The following is a 21194-nucleotide window of genomic DNA, read 5'->3' on the forward strand; positions in this document are numbered from 1 at the left end:
GAGATCCCTTCAAGATCGATCGTGCGTCCGGGGCCGGAGCGCCACAGCATATGACGAATTTGCGCTAGCGCATCTCATATTCAGATCTCAAATTAATCGCGTTGATAAATTTTAGTTAGTAAACCATACTGATTTTCGTTCGGCCGAACGCGACTCACCCCTTTAATCCACATTAAGAATAATCGCAAAGGAAATGAAATTGAATCAGAGCCTAAAAGAAACATCTGATCGCATTGCGCATCTGGCTGCGGTCGTGCTCGCGCGGCCTAGTTCATCGCATCTGGAAAAAGAACTGGCGGGTTCTGCGCTTGCGCAACATCACACGGCGAAGCAGACTAGCGCGGCTATTGGCAGCCTGGCAGCCAGAGTGCTGGCCGACCACAACGCCTGTATGGAAGCGCGGGAACTGGCCGGGTCGGTGCTCGCGCAGGTTCGTCGGCACGAGCAGGCACCTGCAAGTTAAGTAGCTGCATCGGCAAAAAAAATGCGCTGCCGTGAAGCAGCGCATTTCCCTGAGCCTATTTTCAAACCTACGACTAACGCCTAAAAAACCGGCGTCTCGATCGCGTTTAACCTGCGCGTGCCAACAGCAGCGTGTTGGTCCGCTTGACGAAGCTCGCCGGATCTTCCAGCGCGCCGCCTTCTGCAAGCATGGCCTGGTCGAACAGCAGATGACACCAGTCGTCGAAGTTCGCGCTATCCGTATGCAGGGTCTTCACCAGCGCGTGCTCTGGGTTCACTTCCAGAATCGGATGGAACGACGGTGCCTGCTGACCGGCGGCCTTCAGCATGCGCTGCAGGTAACCGCTCATCTCGCCATCGTCGGCCACGAGGCAGGACGGCGAGTCGGTCAGGCGGAACGTCAAACGCACGTCTTTAGCCTTGTCCTTCAACGCTTCCTTCATCTTCTCGACGAGCGGCTTCAACTCTTCGCTGACCTTTTCCTGCGCCTGCTTTTCCTCGTCGTTCAATGCGCCCAGATCGAGGTCGCCACGCGCGACGCTTTGCAGCGGCTTGCCGTCGAACTCATTCAGGAACGACAGCATCCATTCGTCGACGCGATCGGTCAGCAGCAGCACTTCCACGCCCTTCTTGCGGAACACTTCGAGGTGCGGGCTATGCGTCGCGGCCTGGAACGTATCGGCGGTCACGTAGTAAATCTTGGTCTGCTCGGGCTTCATGCGCGCGACATAATCCGCCAGCGAGACCGTCTGCTCAGGCGACTCGTTATGCGTCGAGGCGAAGCGGATCAGCTTGGCAATCCGGTCCTTGTTGGCGAAATCCTCACCCACGCCTTCCTTCAGCGCCTGACCGAATTCCTTCCAGAACGTCGCATACTTTTGCTTGTCGGCGTCGTTATCGGCGTTTGCCAGATCTTCGAGCATCGACAGCGAACGCTTGGTCACGCCTTCGCGGATCGCCTTCACATCGCGGCTTTCCTGGAGGATTTCACGCGACACGTTCAGCGGCAGATCGCTCGAGTCGACCACGCCCTTGATGAAGCGCAGGTAGGTGGGCAGCAGTTGCTCGGCGTCGTCCATGATGAAGACGCGCTTCACATACAGCTTCAGCCCGCCGCGATGATCGCGGTTCCACATGTCGAACGGCGCCGCGCTCGGCACGTACAGCAGTTGCGTATATTCGCTGCGGCCTTCGACGCGGTTATGCGTCCACGTCAGCGGCTCCTGATGGTCGTGCGACAGATGCTGGTAGAACTGCTTGTACTGCTCGTCGGTGATGTCGTTCTTGGAACGGGTCCACAGCGCGCTCGCCTGGTTGACGGTCTCGTCCTCGTCCTTCGTGACCATCTCGCTCTTTTCCGAATCCCATTCTTCCTTCTGCATCAGGATGGGCAGCGCGACGTGGTCCGAATACTTCTGGATGATCGACTTCAGACGGTGCGACGACAGCAGTTCGTCTTCCTCGGGGCGCAAATGCAGCGTGATGGTCGTGCCGCGCTGCGCGCGCTCGATCGTCTCCACTGCGAAATCGCCTTCACCGGCGCTTTCCCAGCGCACGCCCTCGGCCGCAGACAAACCGGCACGGCGCGTTTCGACGGTGATCTTGTCGGCGACGATAAAGCCCGAATAGAAACCCACGCCGAACTGGCCGATCAATGCCGCGTCTTTTTGCTGATCGCCGGAGAGCTTGCCGAAGAATTCCTTGGTGCCCGAACGCGCGATCGTGCCGAGGTGCGAGACCGCTTCGTCACGGCTCATGCCGATGCCGTTGTCGTCGATCGTGACGGTACGGGCGGCCTTGTCGTACGAAATACGAATCCGCAGATTCGGGTCGTTTTCATAGAGCGCATTGTTTTCGATCGCTTCGAAACGCAGCTTGTCGGCAGCATCCGATGCGTTCGAAATCAGCTCACGCAGAAAAATTTCCTTGTTGCTGTACAGCGAATGAATCATCAGTTGCAGAAGCTGTTTCACTTCTGCCTGAAAGCTCATGGTTTCTTGTGCCATGGTCGGACTTCCTTTCTCTGTTGCGGTTGATTCGGATCGGGGGCTAATTGGGTACTATCGCCACGATTTCAAGAGGCGCGCCGCGCGACGCCATCCAGATAGCGGCACAGGAAGGCCGGCAGCGCCGGATCGCCGCAATTGGCGACGTTAAAGCGGGTCCAGCTCGACGGCGACTGCTGCGGCGAAAACAGGCTGCCCGGCGTCAGCAGAAAGCCGGCCTCATGCGCGGCGGCGGCAAGCACGTCCGAGTCGACGCCAGTATCGGCCCACAGGAAGATGCCCGCGCCGGGTGTCTGGAACAGCTTCATCCCTGTCTTCTCGAGCATCCGCGCGGACTTGTCGCGCACGCCGTCGAGGCGCGCCCGCAGCCGTTCCACGTGACGCCGGTAGTGGCCTTCGGTGAGGATCTTGTACAGCACGCGCTCGTTGAGTTCGGGGCTCGTCATGCCGACCAGCATTTTCTGGTCCGTGACGGCCTTCGCGACCGCCGGCGAACAGGCGATGAAACCGACCCGCAGATTGGCCGCCAGTGTCTTCGAAAAGCTGCCGAGGTAGATCACGCGCTTTAACTGGTCGAGGCTCGCAAGACGCGTAGCCGGATAACCGGGTGGGCAAAGATCGCCGTAGACATCGTCCTCGACGACGATGAAATCGTATTCTTCCGCGAGCCGCAGGATGCGGAAGGCCTGCGCAGCGGTGAGCGAGGTGCCGGTCGGATTCTGCAGCACCGAGTTGATCACCAGCATTTTCGGGCGCCACATCTGCACCAGCGTTTCGAACGCATCCAGATCCGGCCCGTCCGGTGTGTACGGCATGCCGACGAGGTGCGCGCCTTGCGAGACAAAGCGGCCGAACATCTGGAACCAGGCCGGGTCGCCGACAATCACCGCGTCGCCGGGCTGCACAAAAATGCGTGAGATCAGGTCGATCGCCTGGGTGATGCCCGAGGCGAGCACGATCTGATCCGGCGACGCGCCGATTTCCAGCTCCTCGAGCCGCGTCTGCAACTGCTGACGCAGCGGCAGGAAGCCCTGCGGCGTGCCGAAACTGAGCATCTGGGCGCCGCTTTGCCGGCCCAGCGTGCGCAGCGCGCCAGTGATCAGTTCGCCGTCGAGCCAGCGGCTCGGCAGGAAGCCGAGACCGGGGCCGCGTTCCGGCCGGGTCGAAGTCTGCAGCATGTTGCGCAGGAGCCAGACGACGTCGATCGTCTTCGTGGCGGGCGCGGCTTCGGGGTTCTGACGGCGCTCGCCGGGCATGGGAGCGGCCAGACGTTCGCGCACGTAGAAACCGGAGCCGCGCCGCGAATCGAGGTAGCCTTGGGCGACGAGCCGCTCGTAGGCCTCCACCACCGTAAAGCGCGACACGCCCTTGTCCAGCGCGAGCTTGCGGATGGACGGCATGCGCATGCCGGCGCGGAACACGCGTTCCTCGATGCGGCGGCGTGCCCACTGGACGAGCTGATCGACGAGCGTCAACGAAGACGCGTCGTGCGGGGCGGGAATCTGGTCGAGCGCGGCAGACATAGGAGGCTCCAACTGTACCGAACACTATCGGGACGATTGTACCGTTACTGTGCAGGTGGGCAACGCTACATTTGGGCTGAAGGGCCAACCCGCGCCAGCAAACGGTTATGCTTACGGCCCCGGCACACCGCCTGCCTTCCCGCAGGTCTGCCGGCCCCAGCGCAGAATCCGTTTTGTACATCGCCATGACCGCACACACGCTTCGACTCGACCACCTCGTGATTTCCGCCCGCACGCTCGACGAGGGCACCCAGTATGTCGCCGACACGCTTGGCGTGGAGCCGGCCGGCGGCGGTTCGCATCCGCTGATGCGCACCCACAACCGGCTGCTGAATCTGTGGGATGGCGTGTATCTCGAGGTGATTGCAGTCGATCCGGACGCCGAGGCACCCGCCAGCGGCGCCGACGCCCGCCCGCGCCTGTTCGCGCTCGATGCCGCGGCGACCCACGCGCGCCTCGCCAGTGGCCCCTATCTGTCGCATTGGGTTGTGCGTGTCGAGCGGCCGAAGGACCTGCCGCGCTGGCAGGCGCAGTATCCGCAGCGGATCCCGCCGGTCGTGCCAATGAGTCGCGGTGTGTTCACCTGGGGGCTGTCAGTGCCGGACGACGGTGCGTTCCCAGGCTGGCAAGGCGCCGGCGACGGCATCGTGCCGACGCTGATTCAGTGGGACACGCCGCAGCACCCTTCGGACGTGTTGCCGGAAACCGGACTGGCGCTGAAGTCGCTCAAGGGCATTCACCCGCAGGCGGAGACCGTGGCGGCCCACCTGCGCTGGCTCGGCGCGGCACACCTGATCGCCCTGTCGGCGCCGGACATTGCCGAGGGCAAAGGTGACGGCGAAGGTACGGTCAAGACCGCAACGCTAGTGGCCGAAATCGAAACCCCGAACGGCCTGCGCACCCTGAAATAGTTGCACGAGCATTAACGCGAGCGCGCTGCTCGCCGCAGCAAACCAAGGCGCAGTGCGCCTTGCGACGCGCCCGTGGCAAGGCCACTCGCGCGATAATCGAAGCTTTTGACGAATCCGATCCAGCAACACCTGTCGAGGACAACATGGACCATAGCGACCTTCAAGCCCCCACGTGGCAACTTTCCGAACGCGCACGCAAGCTCACCAGCTCGGCGATTCGCGAAATCCTGAAGGTCACCGAACGGCCCGAAGTCATCTCGTTCGCGGGCGGCCTGCCGTCCCCGGCCACCTTCCCTGCAGAAAGAATGCGTGAGGCATCGGACCGGATCCTGCGCGATTCGCCCGCCGCGGCGCTGCAATACAGTGCAACCGAAGGCTATCTCCCGCTGCGCGAATGGATCGCCGCCCGCCACTCGGTCAACGGCGCGCAGATCCGCGCCTCGCAGGTGCTCGTCACCACCGGTTCGCAGCAGGCGCTCGATCTGCTCGGCAAGGTGCTGGTTTGCCCAGACAGTCCGGTGCTGGTCGAAACACCGACGTATCTCGGCGCGTTGCAATCGTTTTCAATGTACGAGCCGCGCTACGTCCAGGTCGCGACTGACGACAACGGTTTGCTCCCCTCGGCGCTCACGCCCGAGCTGACGGCCGGTGCACGCCTCCTGTACACGCAGCCGAATTTCCAGAATCCGACTGGCCGCCGTCTACCGCTCGAGCGCCGCCGCGCCCTCGCCGAACTGGCCCCGCGCGCGCCGTTTCCGATCATCGAGGACGATCCGTACGGCGCACTCGATTACGCCGGCGAACCGCTGCCCACCATGCTGTCGATGGCGCCGAACCATATCGTCCATCTCGGTTCGTTCTCCAAGGTGCTCGCCCCGGGCCTGCGCGTGGGCTACATCATTGCTCCCGAGGAACTGCACTTCAAGCTCGTCCAGGCCAAACAGGCCACCGACCTGCACACGCCGAGCTTCACGCAACGCATCGTGCATGAAGTGGTGAAGGACGGCTTTCTCGACACCCACGTGCCGACCATCCGCGCGCTGTATCGCGATCAGTGCGCGGCGATGCTGGCGGCACTCGAACGCTATATGCCAGAAGGCGTAAGCTGGAACCGGCCCGAAGGCGGCATGTTCGTGTGGGTGAAATTGCCCACGCAGGTCGACAGCATGAAGCTGCTCGAAGAAGCCGTTGCACAGAATGTCGCGTTCGTGCCGGGCGGTCCGTTCTATGCCGACGAGGCGCAGCACAACACGCTGCGTCTGTCGTTCGTCACCGTGCCGCCCGCCAGGATCGACGAAGGCGTGAGCCGCCTCGCAGCGCTGATCCGCGCGCGCGTTTGAACGAGTTCGGGCGGGCGTGAGCCGGGCAACCGCCACGGCTCTCACCCGCTTACCACTCACCATTCACCCATTTACTCATTAGCAAGGACCTGCAATGACTCAAGCAAATGTGTACGACAAGCTGAAGGAACTGGGTATCGAACTGCCTACCGCCGGCGCCCCCGCAGCTGCCTACGTGATGAGCGCGCAGAGCGGCAACACGGTGTATCTGTCGGGCCACATTGCCAAGAAGGATGGCAAGGTGTGGGCCGGCAAGCTCGGTGACAGCCTGACCACGGAAGAAGGCAAGGTAGCCGCGCGCTCGATCGCCGTCGACCTGCTGGCCACACTGCATGCGCACGTGGGCGACCTGAATCGCGTCAAGCGGATCGTCAAGCTGATGAGCCTCGTGAACTCGACGCTCGATTTCACCGAGCAGCATCTCGTCACCAACGGTGCGTCCGAGCTGATCGCGGATGTGTTCGGCGAGCGCGGTAAGCATGCACGCTCGGCCTTCGGCGTGGCGCAGATTCCGTTGGGCGCCTGCGTCGAGATCGAGATGATCGCCGAAGTGGAGTAAAGCAGTCCGGCTACCGGAGCGTCCCACCACGCTCTGTCACGCGCCGTGAAGTGCTCGCGCACTTACGGCGCGTTTTCTTTTGTGGATTGCGCCGCGCGTATCGCTACCATCCATTTTCGCCAATTGACGCCGTTCAATATGCCTGTTCCGCCGCTAGTCAATTGAGCCAATAAAAACACGCAAAAAACTGCACAAAAATTCACGCGAAGCCGGTGGCTCGAAGGCTGATCCCACAGTAGAATCGATCGCTGCGTCAGCCAATTGCTCAATAAATCAAACGCTAGGCCAAATGTCCGCTCGCACTGTCCGCTTCAAGCAGGTTGATGTTTTCACTCCGGTGCCGTTCAAAGGCAATCCGCTTGCAGTCGTGTTCGAGGCCGACGACCTGGACGGCGCCCAGATGCAGGCCATCGCCCGCTGGACCAACCTGTCCGAGACCACGTTCCTCGTCAAGCCGACCCACCCGGATGCGGACTATCACGTACGCATCTTCACCGTCGAAGGCGAGTTGCCGTTCGCGGGCCATCCGACTATCGGCACTGCTCATGCCTTGCTCGAAAGCGGCTATCAGCCCAGGACGCCAGGCAAACTGTTTCAGCAATGCGGTGCCGGCCTCGTGGAACTGAACGCGCAAGCAGGCGGTGCATGGGCTTTCGTTGCGCCACGCGCGCGTGTCACGCCGTTGCCGACAGACTTGTACACATCCTTGACGGATGCGCTGCGTACCGAAGCGATCGATTTCAGCGCGGCACCTTGTGGTATCGACAACGGTGCACCATGGCTCGTCGTGCGGGTGAATTCGGCCGCTGCCTGTCTCGCCATCAAGCCGGATGCCGCAGCACTCAAGCGCGTCGTCGAAGCGGTCGGCACCCATGGCGTTGCGGTCTACGGTCCACATGATCCTGACGGCCCCGCCACTTTCGAAGTGCGCTGCCTGATGGTGGGCGGCGGTCTCGGCACGGGTGAAGACCCGGTAACCGGCAGTGCGAACGCAGCAATCGCCGGACTATTGAGCGCGCAGCAACGACGGCCGGGGGCTTCCTACACAGTCCGCCAAGGCACCCTGCTGGGTCGCGCGGGCCAGGTATCCGTGCGCTATGACGACGCTGCCGGCAAGACGTGGATCGGTGGACCAGCGGTCACGGTAGTCGACGGCACGTTCAGGTTGCCCTGACTCGTAGCGGCGCGCCGAAGGAATGCGAAAGCCTCGCGCATATTGCATGCAAAAAACACTTGAGCGGCGATCGCCCATTTGAGCCAAGCTTGTCCACAAAACGCCTCGTCAGGACAACTCCATGTCGTACGGCTGTAAGGATGGCGAGCACTTTGGGGTAGAGGTCAGTCTCGCCTCGACGAACCCTTCGAAAACGCTTACCCGGCGCGGCGCCTGCTACGGCCGCTGCACGCCCGTCAGAGGTTGTGTACGTATGCCTGTCGAGGGCCGCGTATACCCGCAGCATGGCCCCTTCCTTAATCCATTGGCATTCAGTAATATCGAAACGTATTCAACGCCCTACGGACGATCTGGCAACACGCCACGCTCTTTCCTCCTGCGCAGTAGTCCCGGCACCTCGCTCACCATGCAGCCAATCTCGAAACCAGCGCAGTCGATGTATGCGAAGCCGCTGCGGAACGGCACACGGGCGCGGTCCTCCCGATGAGTCAGCCCCGCTTCTCAGCTGTGCGCGACGCGAGACACCGCCCCGATGCGGTCGTGCCGCGCCGGCGCGCGCTGCTCGCCATTCCTGCGCTCGGCGTGCTGGTGCTGGTGCTGTTATGGACTGTTATCTTCGCGCGCCTGTCGGTCGAAAAAGACGCCACCTCGCGTGAGGCGATGGCCTCTGCCGCGATCCTCTCGGCAGCGCTCGAACAGCATACGGTCAAGGCCATCCATCAGGTCGACCAGATCACGCGCTTCGTCAAATACGAGTTCGAGAAGACCCCGGATCGTTTCGATCTCGCCAGCACGGTTGAGAAAGGCGTCGTGCAGAGCGACACCCTGGTGCAGGTTTCGATCATCGACGAGCACGGCATTCTGGTTTCAAACACGACCGAACAGAATCCCAAGCAGATCGACCTGTCGGACCGCGATCACTTCAAGGTGCACGAGCACGAGAACGACGACAACCTCTACATCAGCAAGCCGGTGCTCGGCCGCGTGTCGGGACAGTGGACGCTGCAGATGACACGCCGGCTCAATCACCCGGACGGTTCTTTTGCGGGCGTCGTAGTGGTCTCCGAAGATCCGAGCTACTTTACGAGCGATTTCTACAACAATGCGGCGATCGGCCACGACGGTGTAATCGCTGTGGTCTCCGACAACGGCACGGTGCTCGCGCGCCGCACCGGCAACGCCGAAGCCGCCAATGGCAAGTTCTCCGCCAGCGGTTCGTATCCGACTTCCGAGCATGTGTCGGGCACCTATGTCGATTCGATCGACAACGTCACGCGCATCTTCTCGTACCGGCACATCGACGGTTATCCGCTCGGCGTGCTGGTGGGCCTCTCGCAAGCCGAAGAGTTCGCCGACTACAACCACACCCGCGACGTCTATCTGCTGATGGCGAGTTTCATTTCGCTCGCCATGCTCAGCTTCTTTGCGGTGGCCACCGGTTTGATCGGCAAGCTGCTCGGCCGGGAGCGCGAGATGACGCATCTGGTCGAATACGATCTGCTGACCGGCCTGCGCAACCGTTATGCGACGCTGCAGAGCTTGCGCCACGACGTCGCCAACCCGACGAACCTGGGCCGGCTCGCGATTCTCTTTATCGACCTCGACAACTTCAAGACCGTCAACGATACGCTCGGTCACAACGCCGGCGACATCGTGCTGCAGATGACCGCGTCGCGTCTGTCCGAAGCAGTCGGCGACGGCGGTGCGTTGAGCCGCATCGGCGGCGACGAGTTCGTGGTTGTGATCAAAGGCGATGACGTCGAAAAGCGCGCCGTCGATCTCGCGGAGGCCGCGGCCGAAGTCTTCGCCAAGCCGTTCGAAGTGCGCGGCAGCGCCTTCGTGCTGCATGCGAGCATCGGCATTGCGCTCTATTCGGTGCCGAACGAAAGCGAAATCGACCTGCTGAAAAAAGCCGACCTCGCGATGTACAGCGCGAAAGACGCCGGGAAGAATTGCTACCAGTTTTATTCGCCGCAACTGTCGCATCGTGCCGATCACCTGATGAAGTGGGAACAGCAACTGCGTGTGGCGCTCGCCGAAGGTCAGCTGTTCCTCGCATACCAGCCGAAGATCGACCTGACGCGGCGCTGCATCACTGGCTTCGAAGCGCTGGTGCGCTGGAACCATCCGCAGCATGGCCTGATTCCGGCCAATGAATTCATTCCCGTGGCGGAGTCGACCGGCCTGATCGTGCCGATCGGCGACTTCGTGATCGAGACCGCCTGCCGTCAACTGGCGCTGTGGCAACAGCAGGGGTATGACACGCTGTCGCTGGCGGTGAACATCTCGGCGGTGCAGTTCTGGCGCGGCGACCTCTATCAGACCATCTCACATGCGATCGAGGAAACGGGCATCTCCGCCCGCCGCCTCGAACTCGAGATTACCGAGACCGCGATGATGGAATATCCCGAACTGGTCTCGGAGAAAATCTTCGCGCTCAAGCGCCTCGGCGTGCGCATCGCGCTGGACGATTTCGGCACCGGCTATTCGTCGCTGTCGTATCTGAACCGCTTCTCCGTCGATACGCTGAAGGTCGATCGCTCGTTCGTGCAGGCCATTCCTGGCGACCGCAGCGTCTGCGTGATGGTGACGGCCATCGTCAACCTCGCGCGTTCGCTCGGGCTCACGGTGGTAGTGGAAGGCACTGAGACGGAAGAACAGATCGCCTGGCTTGCAGCGCTCGGTCATATCGAAGCGCAGGGCTTCCTGTTTTCACGGCCGGTTCCCGTCGACGCCATTCCGGCACTGCTCGATCGCTTTGGCGTCTGCGGCATGCCGGAGCGGCGCATTGCCCGCGAGCCGACTGCCGACAACGCCAGCACAACGTCGAGCACCAGCGGACTATCGGCTTAAGCTGCGGCGCGGCCCGACGCGCGCGACAGCCTTGCGGTGCACACATTCGCATTTACAGATATATTCAAGAGTACTGAAGCATTCCACGCGCCTTCCCGCCGAGGCTTGGCGCGCAACCTGTTCAGCCTTACTCAGACAGCATGTCCGGAATGTCCGGCGTGCGGACCGCCATGTACATGATCACGAGCCAGGACGCCATCGGACGCGCAGAGCGGGAACCGTTGTGGACGCTGTTCCGGGTCGTGTGCGGCCTGTCGGCGCTCTCTTGGGGTGGGCTCGCGCTGATGGCGCAACTCGAGAACCACTATGTCGAGCGCGAAGGCCGTCTGTCGCGGGTGGCGTTCTCCGATCTGATCGCGCTGGCATGGATGGTGCCCGGTCCAGTGGGCTGCAACGTCGCCGTGCAGGTAGGTCACGCGTTACGCGGACGAGCGGGCGCATGGGTCGCAGGCATCGCCAGCGTGCTGCCCTTCTTCATGCTGATGACGCTCTTCGCGATTTTCTACCGTACGCCGTTCGTACGGGCCGTCGCATCGCAAACCCTTCTCAATCACTTTAGCGTCGTACTGGGCACGCTGATCGCGGTGACCTGGTACAAGCAGACGCGCGCGCTCGTGCGCGGCAAGGTGGCGTGGATTGCGGCGCTGCTCGGCTGGGTCATACTCTTCTATGCACGTAGCCCGGCCGCTTACGTTGCGATGCTCGGCGTGGCATTTGCGGTGGGCTGGTTCAACAGTCCCGAGCGCGAGGCGAGGCTCAATATCTCGATTGCGCGCAGCGACCTGCAACTGATGGCTGCCCTGTGCGTACTGCTGGCTCTTTTCGCTATCCCACTCCCGCATCGCTACGAACTCGCGCTGCTGTGGCCGCGGCTCGCAGGCGCGGGCATGACGCTATTCGGCGGTGGCTTCTCTGCGTTGCCGGTGTTGAAGGCGCTCTTTGTCACGCCAGGCATAGGCGTATCGGATAACGATTTCACGCTGGCCTTCTCGCTCTCGCCGATGTCGCCCGGACCGTTGCTGAATGTGGTGCCGTTCTTCGGCTACCTTGTCGATGGCTGGCCTGGCGCGTTGATCGCCACGCTCGCACTGTTCGTGCCGTCAGGCTGCCTCGTCGTGCTGGCGCAACGCAACCTGCATCAATTGAAGGCCAATCCGCGCTTCGAGCACGGCATGCGGATTCTGCGCGCGGTGACCACGGCCTTTCTCGCGGTCGCCGTATTGCGGATTGCACAGCGCGTGCCGTTGCAGCCACAGTACGTGGTGACCGCGCTGTTCTCGTGCATGTGCTTTGCCAAGCTCAAGGTGCCGGTCTATATCGTGTACGGTACGGTGGCCGGTGCGTGCGGGCTGTGGCTCGCTTATGCGGCGATCGCGTAGGCCGGCGTCTCTCGACGCCGCACCCTTGCGCTCAGCGCGAGCGCGCCGCGGCAAATCCGCCAAAGAACGCCCGCGCATTCGACTCGAGACTCTCGAGGTGATATCCCCCTTCCTGAACGATCACCGAAGGCAACGCCAGCGCGCCGATGGCCGCGCCAAGACGACCGAAACCTTCGGTCGTCACGTCCACATGCGATTGCGGATCGTCCTTGTAGATATCGAAGCCCAGCGCCAGCACCAACGCATCCGGCTCGAAACGCTTGAGCACACGTAGCGCGTCGTTGACGCGTTCAAAAAACACATCCTCGGATGAACCGTGCGGCATCGGGAAATTGACGTTAAAGCCGTCTCCTGCGCCCGTGCCACGCTCGTCCTCGTAGCCGGTCACAACCGGATAGAAGTTGGTGGGGTCCCCGTGAATCGATACGTAGAGCACGTCGTCGCGGCCGTAAAAGATTTCCTGCACGCCCTGGCCGTGGTGCATGTCGGTGTCGAGAATCGCGACGCGCCCGTACTGCTTGCGCAATGCCTGCGCCGCGATGGCCGCGTTGTTCAGATAGCAGAAGCCGCCGGCCGCGTCCCGCCGCGCATGATGACCAGGCGGGCGGCACAGCGCGTACGTCTCACGCACGCCGCTGTTGACCGCCGTAGCCGCGGCGAGCGCGCTTTGTGCCGACCAGTAAGCGGCACGCCACGTGTGTTCGCCGATCGGGCAACTGCCGTCGGCCTGGTAGCGCCCTGCCCGAGCGAGAATGCCGCGCAGCGGATTCGGCTCGCGCACATAGATGTTCGACATGACCTCGTCGCCCCAGTCGTCGGACATTTGCATCCATTCGGCGTGCGCCTCTTCGAGGAAACGCAGGTAGTGGATGTCATGCACTGCGGCGATGGCATCGAGGCCGCCGTCCACCGGCTCATGAATTTCAAAGCCGAGCGACTTCACCGCCGCAACGAGGTGCGCGGCACGCTCGGGCACTTCCTGCGCCGGCCGCATCTGCCCGCGCGAAAAGTAGCTGCGTGGATGATGTTTCAGCTGTTCAGGATGGAAGAAAGTTTGCATGATATTTGCCGAAAGAAGATCAGCTGGCGCGCAGCGCTTCAGCCACATCGGCGCGCTGCGAACGACGCGCGTCCAGTGCAGCGATGCACAACAGCGAGATAGCTGCGAGACAAGTGTAGAACACAGCAAGCGGCCACCATTGGCCGATGAAGCGATGGGCCAGATAAGTGCCGATCAGCGGCGTCAGACCGCCCGCCACGGCGCCGCACACCTGATACGAGAGGGAGATGGCGGAATAACGCACACGCGTTGGAAACACCCCGCTGACAAAGCCTGCGATCACCGAATAGAAGCTCGACATGCAGACTACTGCAATCGCAATGCCGATCACCATCGGTACGACACTGCCGCTTTGCACGAGCACGAACATCGGATAAGGCGAGAGCATCGCAGCGAGCGCAGCGAACTTGAGGAAACGCGCGCTGCCGACGCGCTCGGCAAGCCACGCGGCGACCGGTTGCGCGCACAACTGGATAATCGCGACGGCAAACAAGCAATCGAGAATCAGGGAGCGTGTCACTCCGACATACTGCGTCGTATAAGCGATCATGAACGTGTTGGTGAAATACACGCCTGCAATGCCGATCGTGTTTGCGCCGATACACAGCAGCACGAGCCGCCACGCCGAGCTGAACACCTCGGCGACGGGCAGCTTGACGGTCTTGTTCGCTTCCTTCACCTGAGCAAACTCCGGCGACTCGTTGACGCCAAGGCGGATCAGAACGCCGACCACCAGCAGCACCGAGCTCGCCAGAAACGGCAGACGCCAGCCCCACGACATGAAGTCGGCCTTGTCAAGCGAAGTCACCGCGCGAAACGCCACCAGCGACAGGATCAACCCTGCCGGGCTGCCAAGCTGCGCGAACGACGCGAAGAACGTGCGACGCCCCTGCGGGGCGTGTTCGCCCGCCATCAGCACCGCCCCACCCCACTCGCCGCCCACGGCAAGACCCTGCACCACGCGCAGCAACACCAGCAGCACGGGAGCCAGCACGCCCACCTTCGAGAAGTCAGGCAGCAGGCCGACGCAGACCGTGGCGATACCCATCATCATCAGCGTGGTCATCAGGGCTTTCTTGCGGCCGAAACGATCGCCCACGTGGCCGAAGATCAGGCCGCCGATCGGGCGCGCGAAGAAGCCCACCGCGAACGTAGCGAACGACGCCATGGTGCTGACAAACGGATCCTGCGATGGAAAATACAGCGCGCCAAACACCAGAGCGGCGGCGGTAGCGTAGATGTAGAAGTCGTACCACTCGATCATGGTGCCGATAAACGCGGCGGTCGCCGCGCGTGCCGGTTGACGGGCGGGGATTGCAGGCTGGTTCATGAGCGCTCCTTGGCTGGTTCGCCGCCCCTCTGCGGGAGCGTGCGACTGACATGCCTGTCGATTGTGGCGATTGTGGCGCCGCCGGGTCGCGCGCGCCGCGCACACTTTTAAAGGTGTACAGATCGTTTATCGGCAGCCATAAAACATTAGTCAAATTTCGAGTTATTATTCTTGATATAAATCTGGCTAATACTTCAACTGCTTAGCAGGGCCATCATGCGCGCCGAAATTGCCTCTTTTCTCAATGACCGGCTCGACTGGAACCTGCTGCGCACCTACCTCGTGATCATGCAGGAGCGCAGCTTGAGCCGTGCGGCGGCGCGGTTGCATGTCACGCAACCGGCTGTCAGCCAGGCGCTCAAGCGCCTCGAAGACACGCTGGAACGCAAGCTGATCGAACGACGCGGCCCACACTTCGTGCCCACCCAGGCGGGCGAAGAGGTCTACCGGATCGCGAGCGATATCTACGGCAACATTTCCCGGCTGGAAACCGAACTCGACGATCGCACCGCAGACATTACCGGCGCGATCCGCCTGTTGAGCGTGAGCCGGATCGATTCGCCGGTCTACGACGAATTTCTCGCCGAATTTCATCGCACCTATCCGCGCATCGATCTGCAGATCGAAGTGATGCGTTCGTCGGACATCATCTCGTCGCTACTGCAAAAGACGGCGACCGCAGGGCTCAGCCTGTGCCGCACGCCGGTCGACAAACTGGAAATGCGCTGTTTTCTGCGGCAACGCTATGCGATTTTCTGCGGACGGCACCACCGCCTGTTCGGCAAGTCGCAACTGACGATGGACGACCTGCTGGCGGAGAACTTTGTCTCGTTCACGAGCGACCAGATCGGCGACAGCCTCTCGCCGCTCACGGTGTTTCGCGATCAGAAGGGCTTCACAGGACGCATCGTGGCGTCGTCACCGAGTCTCGACGAAGTCCGGCGGCTGATTTTCGCAGGCTATGGCGTCGGCTGCCTGCCAGAGCACATCGTGCGGGACGATCTTGCGCAGCAGCGGCTCTGGCGCTTGCCACCGGACGAGGGACTCGCCGATGTCGACGTCCATCTGCTTTGGCATCGCGACCGTAAGATGAATGCAGCGGATCATGCGTTTCTCGACAGCATGGAGCGGTGTATGCAGCGCTACTCGCTGGCGGAGCGGCTCGTGGGGCCGGCGAGTCAGACCGTGGCGCGGATATGAATTGGAATTGAAAAAGGCCGCCTGGCAGCGGCCTTTCGTCTAAACGTAATGCGGTGCGCGACGCTTCGCCTACACGGCACCGGACAACACTGAAACACCGATCGTCACGACGCCCAGCACCAGATTGACGACCACCAGACGCCGCACCGTTCCGACTGCCCTCGCACCATCTGGCCAATTTTGCGCCTGCACCGCGCGACGGATACGCGGAAACACGGCAAAGCGGATATGCCCGAAGATCAGCATCATCACGATGCCGAGACCCGCCATGGCATGCAGTTGCCACGACGCATGAGCGCCGCCGAACTGCGTCAGCATGAAGCCGCCCGACAGCAAGATGATGATTACCGAAGCGGCGACCCAGTTGAAGAAGCGCCCGAACACCGATTCCCACAGCGGCAGGCGCAGTTGCGGCGAGAGATCGGCGAGAGCCGGGCGCAGGCAAAAGTGTGCGAAGACCATACCGCCGACCCACACGGCCACACCCAGCAAATGCAAAAAGAGCGCGAGCTCGACGGCTTTGGTCATGTTGTTTTCCTCTCTCTCGATGATGGGCGTACCGCTTGTGGGCGGACAGGCTGGAGCCTTACGACGCTGTCCACAGCCTTGTCCGACGCGGCTAATGACCGCATTCGACCTCACGCTGTGCGCGCAGTTCCGCAGTCATCGCTTTTCGCCTTTGTTTTATTTGTTGTGCCGACGCGCCGCGTAGCGCGCCGATCCCCGATTTTTGCTCACTGCCTGCCGCGTGCGTGGCCCGTGATTGAAGACTACGCACGCGGTTGCGGCGACACTACGGCTTCTTTAAGCCTTCAGCGCAGGCCGCATGCCCAACAGCTTCAGCTTGCTGTCCGGCGCGCGGCCCTTGCGAGCGCGTTTGCCGATATGCGGTGTGAGCGCCGCGCCGCTCAGCGTTTCTTCATACGCTTTACCACCGCGGCCCGTGCCGAGCAGCACGACGCCGGCCTTGCCGATGGCAAGCGCCTGCGTGAGCGTCTCCTTCTCGTCGAGCGCCATCAGCGTGACGCCGCGGCCACCGCCCGACAGCGTCTTCATCTCCTCGAGGCCGAACACCAGCAAACGGCCACCGCCCGACAGACACGCGACGTGCGTTGCATCCGGGAGCATAGGCATCGGCACGAGCGGCGCCGCGCCCTCGTCGATAGTCATGAAGGACTTGCCGGCCTTCACGCGGCTCACCATGTCGCCGACCTTGGCAATGAAGCCGAAGCCATTGCTCGATGCCAGCAGCAACGCCTGATCCGCGGGCGCCGCGTAGTAGTGCATCAGATGACTACCCGACTCGAGTTCGATCAACGAGGTGACCGGCACGCCATCGCCGCGGCCGCCCGGCAGCAGCGCCACCGCGACCGAATAGACGCGCCCGTTGCTGCCCCATGCGATCAACGTATCGGGCGTGCGGCACTGGAACGCCGCATAGAGCGCGTCGCCGGCCTTGAAGGTGAAGCCGGCCGGATCCAGCCCGTGACCCTTTAGCGCCCTCACCCAGCCTCGCTGCGACATCACCACCGTCACAGGTTCATCCACAACGCGGGCTTCGAAGGTCGCGCGCTTTTCCTGCTGGATCAGCGTGCGGCGCTCGTCGCCGTATTGCTTCGCGTCACCCTCGATTTCCTTGATGAGCAGGCGCTTCATCGCCGATTCGCTGCCGAGCAGTTCTTCAAGCTTGGCCTTCTCGTCGCGCAACTCGGACAGTTCCTTCTCGATCTTGATCTTTTCCAGCCGCGCCAACTGGCGCAGACGGATTTCAAGGATGTCTTCGGCTTGCCGGTCGGACAGCCCGAATGCCTTGATCAGCGCCGGCTTCGGTTCGTCCGACTCGCGAATGATGCGGATGACTTCGTCGATATTCAAAAAGACGATCATCCGGCCTTCGAGGATGTGAATCCGGTCGTCGACCTTGCTCAAACGATGGCGCGTGCGGCGCGTAACGGTGGCAAAGCGGAAGCCGATCCACTCCTGCAGGATTTCGGAAATGCCCTTCTGACGCGGCCGGCCATCCGAGCCGACCATCACCAGATTCAGCGAAGCGTTCGATTCCAGGCTCGTATGGGCGAGCAAAGAATTGACGAACTCGGTCTGATCGATGCGGCTCGACTTCGGCTCGAACACGAGACGCACGGGCGCGTCCTTGCCCGATTCGTCGCGCACGGCGTCGAGCAGCGCGAGCATGGTCTGCTTGGTCTGCAACTGCTCGGGCGTGAGCGTCTTCTTGCCGAGCTTGATCTTGGGATTGGTCTGCTCCTCGATTTCTTCGAGCACTTTCTGCGTAGCCGTGTTCGGCGGCAGTTCGGTGATCACGAGTTGCCACTGACCGCGTGCGAGCTCTTCGATCTTCCAGCGCGCACGCACCTTCAGACTGCCGCGCCCCGCCTCATACGCCGCCGAGATTTCGGCTTCGCTGGAAATGAGCTGACCACCGCCGGGGAAGTCCGGCCCGGGAATGTGCTGCATCAATTCCGCGTGCGAGAGCTTCGGATTGCGGATCATCGCGACTGCTGCAGCGGCCACTTCACGCAGATTGTGCGACGGGATCTCTGTGGCCAGACCTACCGCGATGCCCGAGGCGCCATTGAGCAGCACGAACGGCAGACGTCCGGGCAAGAGGCGCGGCTCGTCGAATTCGCCGTCGTAGTTCTTCATGAAATCGACGGTGCCCTGGTCGATTTCATCGAGCAGCAGCTTGGCGATCGGGGTCAAGCGCGCTTCTGTGTATCGCATTGCCGCCGCGCCGTCGCCATCGCGCGAGCCGAAATTGCCCTGGCCGTCGATCAGCGGATAGCGCATCGAGAAGTCTTGCGCGAGACGCACCAGTGCGTCGTACGCCGACTGGTCGCCGTGCGGGTGATATTTGCCGAGCACGTCGCCGACCACGCGCGCCGATTTGACCGGCTTCGCGTTATCGGAGAGGCCCATCTCGTTCATCGAGAACAGGATGCGCCGCTGCACCGGCTTCTGGCCGTCGCAAACGTCGGGCAGCGCACGGCCCTTGACGACGCTCACAGCGTAGTCGAGGTACGCGCGCTCAGCGTAGTTGCCGAGCGTAAGGGAGTCGCCAGGCGCCGGCGCCACCGTAAAGAGATCAGGCGTGTTGTCGTCCATCTAGATTCCGTATCCGTATGTAGCGTGAAGTTTCGCTGCGCGAGCAAGCCTGCGTCAGGCGCTCAGCTCAGATATCCGCTTCGACTTCGTTACCCTTTTCTTCGAGCCAGCTGCGCCGCGACGCCGCTTCGCCCTTGCCCATCAGCATCGTCATGCGGGCGACGGTGCTGTCGTAGTCGAGCTCGCCCAACGCGACCGGTGACAGACGCCGCGTGTCCGGGTTCATCGTGGTGTCCCACAACTGCTCCGCGCTCATTTCACCCAAGCCTTTGAAGCGGCTGATGGACCACTGCGTTTCGCGCACGCCGTCCTTGCGCAGCTTGTCGAGGATCGCTTCGAGCTCGCCTTCGTCAAGCGCGTACAGCTTCTGCGCGGGCTTCTTGCCGCGTGCAGGTGCATCGACGCGGAACAGCGGCGGACGCGCCACACACACGTGACCGCGTTCGATCAGTTGCGGGAAGTGCTTGAAGAACAACGTCAGCAGCAATACCTGGATGTGCGAACCGTCCACGTCCGCGTCGGACAGAATGCAGATCTTGCCGTAGCGCAGATTGGACAGATCGATGTGGTCGTCGGGGCTGTGCGGATCAACGCCGATGGCCACCGAAATGTCGTGCACCTCGTTATTGGCAAAGAGGCGATCGCGCTCGGTTTCCCATGTGTTCAGCACTTTGCCGCGCAAAGGGAGGATGGCCTGATATTCCTTGTCTCGCCCCATCTTGGCAGACCCGCCGGCCGAATCGCCTTCGACGAGGAACAGTTCGTTGCGCGAGATATCCGTGGATTCGCAATCGGTCAGCTTGCCCGGCAGCACGGCCACGCCCGAGCTTTTGCGTTTCTCGACCTTCTGGCCGGCACGCGTTCGGGCTTGCGCCTGCTTGATGACGAGATCCGCGAGTTTTTTGCCATGCTCGACATGCTGATTCAGCCACAGTTCAAGCGCAGGACGCGAGAACGACGACACCAGTTTCACCGCGTCGCGGCTGTTCAAACGCTCTTTGATCTGCCCTTGGAACTGCGGATCGAGCACCTTCGCGGACAGCACAAACGACACGCGCGCGAACACGTCTTCCGCGAGCAACTTGACACCCTTCGGCTGCAGATTGTGCAGCTCGACGAAGCTCTTGACCGCCTGGAACAGACCATCACGCAGCCCCGATTCGTGCGTGCCGCCCGCGGGCGTCGGAATCAGGTTGACGTAGGACTCGCGCGTGAGCGTGCCTTCTTCGCTCCAGGCTACCACCCAGGCCGCGCCCTCGCCTTCCGCAAAGGTTTCTTCGTTCGAGCGCGAACTCTCGGCGTAACGTTCGCCTTCGAAAAGCGGAATCAGCAGGTCGCTACCGTTCATGCCTTCGAGCAGATAGCCGCGCAGACCGTCTTCATACTTCCAGGTTTGGCGCTCGCCGGTTTTCTCGTTGACGAGCGTGACTTCGACGCCCGGCAACAACACCGCTTTCGAGCGCAGCAGACGCTGCAGTTCGCTGAGCGGCAGGTTCGGCGAGTCGAAGTACTTCGGATTGGCCCATGCAGTGACGCGTGTGCCGGATTTCTTCTCGCCTTTGGCGGCCGGGCGAACAGTTAGTTGCCTGGCCACATCGCCGTTGGCAAAGCCCAGTTCGGCGACCTTGCCTTCACGCCAGACGGTAACGTCGAGGCGCGTGGACAACGCGTTGGTGACCGAGACGCCCACCCCGTGCAGACCGCCCGAGAACGTGTAGGCGCCGCCCGCGGCCTTGTCGAACTTGCCGCCTGCGTGCAGGCGCGTGAAGACGATTTCGACGACCGGCACGCCTTCTTCCGGGTGCATGCCGAAGGGGATGCCGCGGCCGTCGTCGTCGACGGACACCGACTGGTCCGCGTGCAGCGTGACCGTGATCTGCCGGCCGTAGCCGCCGAGGGCTTCGTCCGATGCGTTGTCGATGACTTCCTGAATGATGTGCAGCGGATTTTCGGTGCGGGTGTACATGCCGGGTCGTTGCTTGACCGGCTCCAGGCCCTTCAACACCTTGATCGACGCTTCGCTATACGCGGCGTTTGGCTTTTTCGTAGACATGGTTGACTCGGGTCCGTCGGTTCATCGTTGTCCACAGGTCCTGTGGACAGGTCCGTGGACAATGCGTTGAGTTTTCAAAAAAAGCGAAACGAAACAACGGGGTGGGTGGGGTGCCCGCACGGCGGGCAAACTGTTTTATCGCCTGACTCTCTCCTGCGCCGCACTAACGCGGCGCGGCCGGCGCGAGCGCCCGGAGGAAGCCTGTTCGCGGGGTATTTTAC

Annotated in this window: 15 protein-coding genes; 8 read left to right on the forward strand and 7 right to left on the reverse strand. The window is 62.2% G+C overall.

Annotated elements, in window-relative coordinates:
- The first annotated feature begins 193 nt into the window (after positions 1-193).
- Positions 194-463 carry a hypothetical protein gene (locus tag P3T20_RS05175; protein WP_074265412.1) on the forward strand — a complete coding sequence of 90 codons (270 nt, stop codon included), beginning with the start codon at positions 194-196 and terminating at the stop codon, positions 461-463.
- Between the two features lie 106 nt (positions 464-569).
- On the opposite strand, the gene htpG is transcribed toward P3T20_RS05175, so the two are convergent.
- A complete protein-coding gene (gene htpG, locus P3T20_RS05180; protein WP_429286266.1) occupies positions 570-2468 on the reverse strand; it encodes a molecular chaperone HtpG in 1899 nt (632 codons plus the stop codon).
- Positions 2469-2536: 68 nt separating this feature from the next.
- Positions 2537-3991: a PLP-dependent aminotransferase family protein gene (locus P3T20_RS05185; RefSeq protein WP_429286267.1), complete on the reverse strand. Its 1455-nt coding sequence runs from the start codon at positions 3989-3991 to the stop codon at positions 2537-2539.
- A gap of 185 nt (positions 3992-4176) precedes the next feature.
- On the opposite strand from P3T20_RS05185, the gene P3T20_RS05190 reads away from it, so the two are divergent.
- The 6 genes from P3T20_RS05190 to P3T20_RS05215 all read left to right on the forward strand — a co-directional run bounded on the left by P3T20_RS05190 (position 4177) and on the right by P3T20_RS05215 (position 12207).
- Positions 4177-4902: a VOC family protein gene (locus tag P3T20_RS05190; RefSeq protein WP_429286268.1), complete on the forward strand. Its 726-nt coding sequence runs from the start codon at positions 4177-4179 to the stop codon at positions 4900-4902.
- Between the two features lie 143 nt (positions 4903-5045).
- Positions 5046-6242: a PLP-dependent aminotransferase family protein gene (locus P3T20_RS05195; protein ID WP_429286269.1), complete on the forward strand. Its 1197-nt coding sequence runs from the start codon at positions 5046-5048 to the stop codon at positions 6240-6242.
- 94 nt (positions 6243-6336) lie between these two features.
- Positions 6337-6801: a RidA family protein gene (locus P3T20_RS05200; RefSeq protein WP_074265415.1), complete on the forward strand. Its 465-nt coding sequence runs from the start codon at positions 6337-6339 to the stop codon at positions 6799-6801.
- Positions 6802-7090: 289 nt separating this feature from the next.
- On the forward strand, positions 7091-7975 hold the full coding sequence (locus tag P3T20_RS05205) for a PhzF family phenazine biosynthesis protein (RefSeq protein ID WP_429286270.1): 885 nt from the start codon (positions 7091-7093) through the stop codon (positions 7973-7975).
- Positions 7976-8458: 483 nt separating this feature from the next.
- On the forward strand, positions 8459-10828 hold the full coding sequence (locus P3T20_RS05210) for a bifunctional diguanylate cyclase/phosphodiesterase (protein WP_429286271.1): 2370 nt from the start codon (positions 8459-8461) through the stop codon (positions 10826-10828).
- A 170-nt stretch (positions 10829-10998) separates the two neighbouring features.
- Positions 10999-12207 (forward strand): chromate transporter, encoded by a 1209-nt coding sequence (locus P3T20_RS05215; protein WP_429286666.1) that lies wholly within the window; start codon positions 10999-11001, stop codon positions 12205-12207.
- A gap of 31 nt (positions 12208-12238) precedes the next feature.
- Here P3T20_RS05215 and P3T20_RS05220 read toward each other — a convergent pair whose 3' ends face one another.
- A complete protein-coding gene (locus P3T20_RS05220; protein WP_429286272.1) occupies positions 12239-13267 on the reverse strand; it encodes a histone deacetylase family protein in 1029 nt (342 codons plus the stop codon).
- A gap of 19 nt (positions 13268-13286) precedes the next feature.
- Positions 13287-14597, reverse strand: a complete 1311-nt coding sequence (locus tag P3T20_RS05225) for an MFS transporter (protein WP_429286273.1) — start codon at positions 14595-14597, stop codon at positions 13287-13289.
- Positions 14598-14813: 216 nt separating this feature from the next.
- On the opposite strand from P3T20_RS05225, the gene P3T20_RS05230 reads away from it, so the two are divergent.
- Complete coding sequence (locus P3T20_RS05230) at positions 14814-15797, forward strand: LysR family transcriptional regulator (protein ID WP_074265421.1); 984 nt, start codon at positions 14814-14816, stop codon at positions 15795-15797.
- 69 nt (positions 15798-15866) lie between these two features.
- Here the strand turns inward: P3T20_RS05230 and P3T20_RS05235 are convergent, their stop codons facing one another.
- From P3T20_RS05235 to P3T20_RS05245, 3 genes are all read right to left on the reverse strand, one after another.
- Positions 15867-16325, reverse strand: coding sequence for a CopD family protein (locus P3T20_RS05235; RefSeq protein WP_074265422.1), 459 nt, complete (start codon positions 16323-16325; stop codon positions 15867-15869).
- A 276-nt stretch (positions 16326-16601) separates the two neighbouring features.
- On the reverse strand, positions 16602-18920 hold the full coding sequence (gene parC, locus P3T20_RS05240) for a DNA topoisomerase IV subunit A (protein ID WP_074265423.1): 2319 nt from the start codon (positions 18918-18920) through the stop codon (positions 16602-16604).
- A gap of 67 nt (positions 18921-18987) precedes the next feature.
- The gene (locus P3T20_RS05245; protein WP_429286274.1) at positions 18988-20973 is read right to left on the reverse strand and encodes a DNA topoisomerase IV subunit B; all 1986 of its coding nucleotides are present in this window, start codon (positions 20971-20973) and stop codon (positions 18988-18990) included.
- Between the last annotated feature and the right edge of the window lie 221 nt (positions 20974-21194).

This window comes from Paraburkholderia sp. GAS206C, assembly GCF_050435645.1.
GTDB lineage: Bacteria > Pseudomonadota > Gammaproteobacteria > Burkholderiales > Burkholderiaceae > Paraburkholderia > Paraburkholderia phenazinium_B.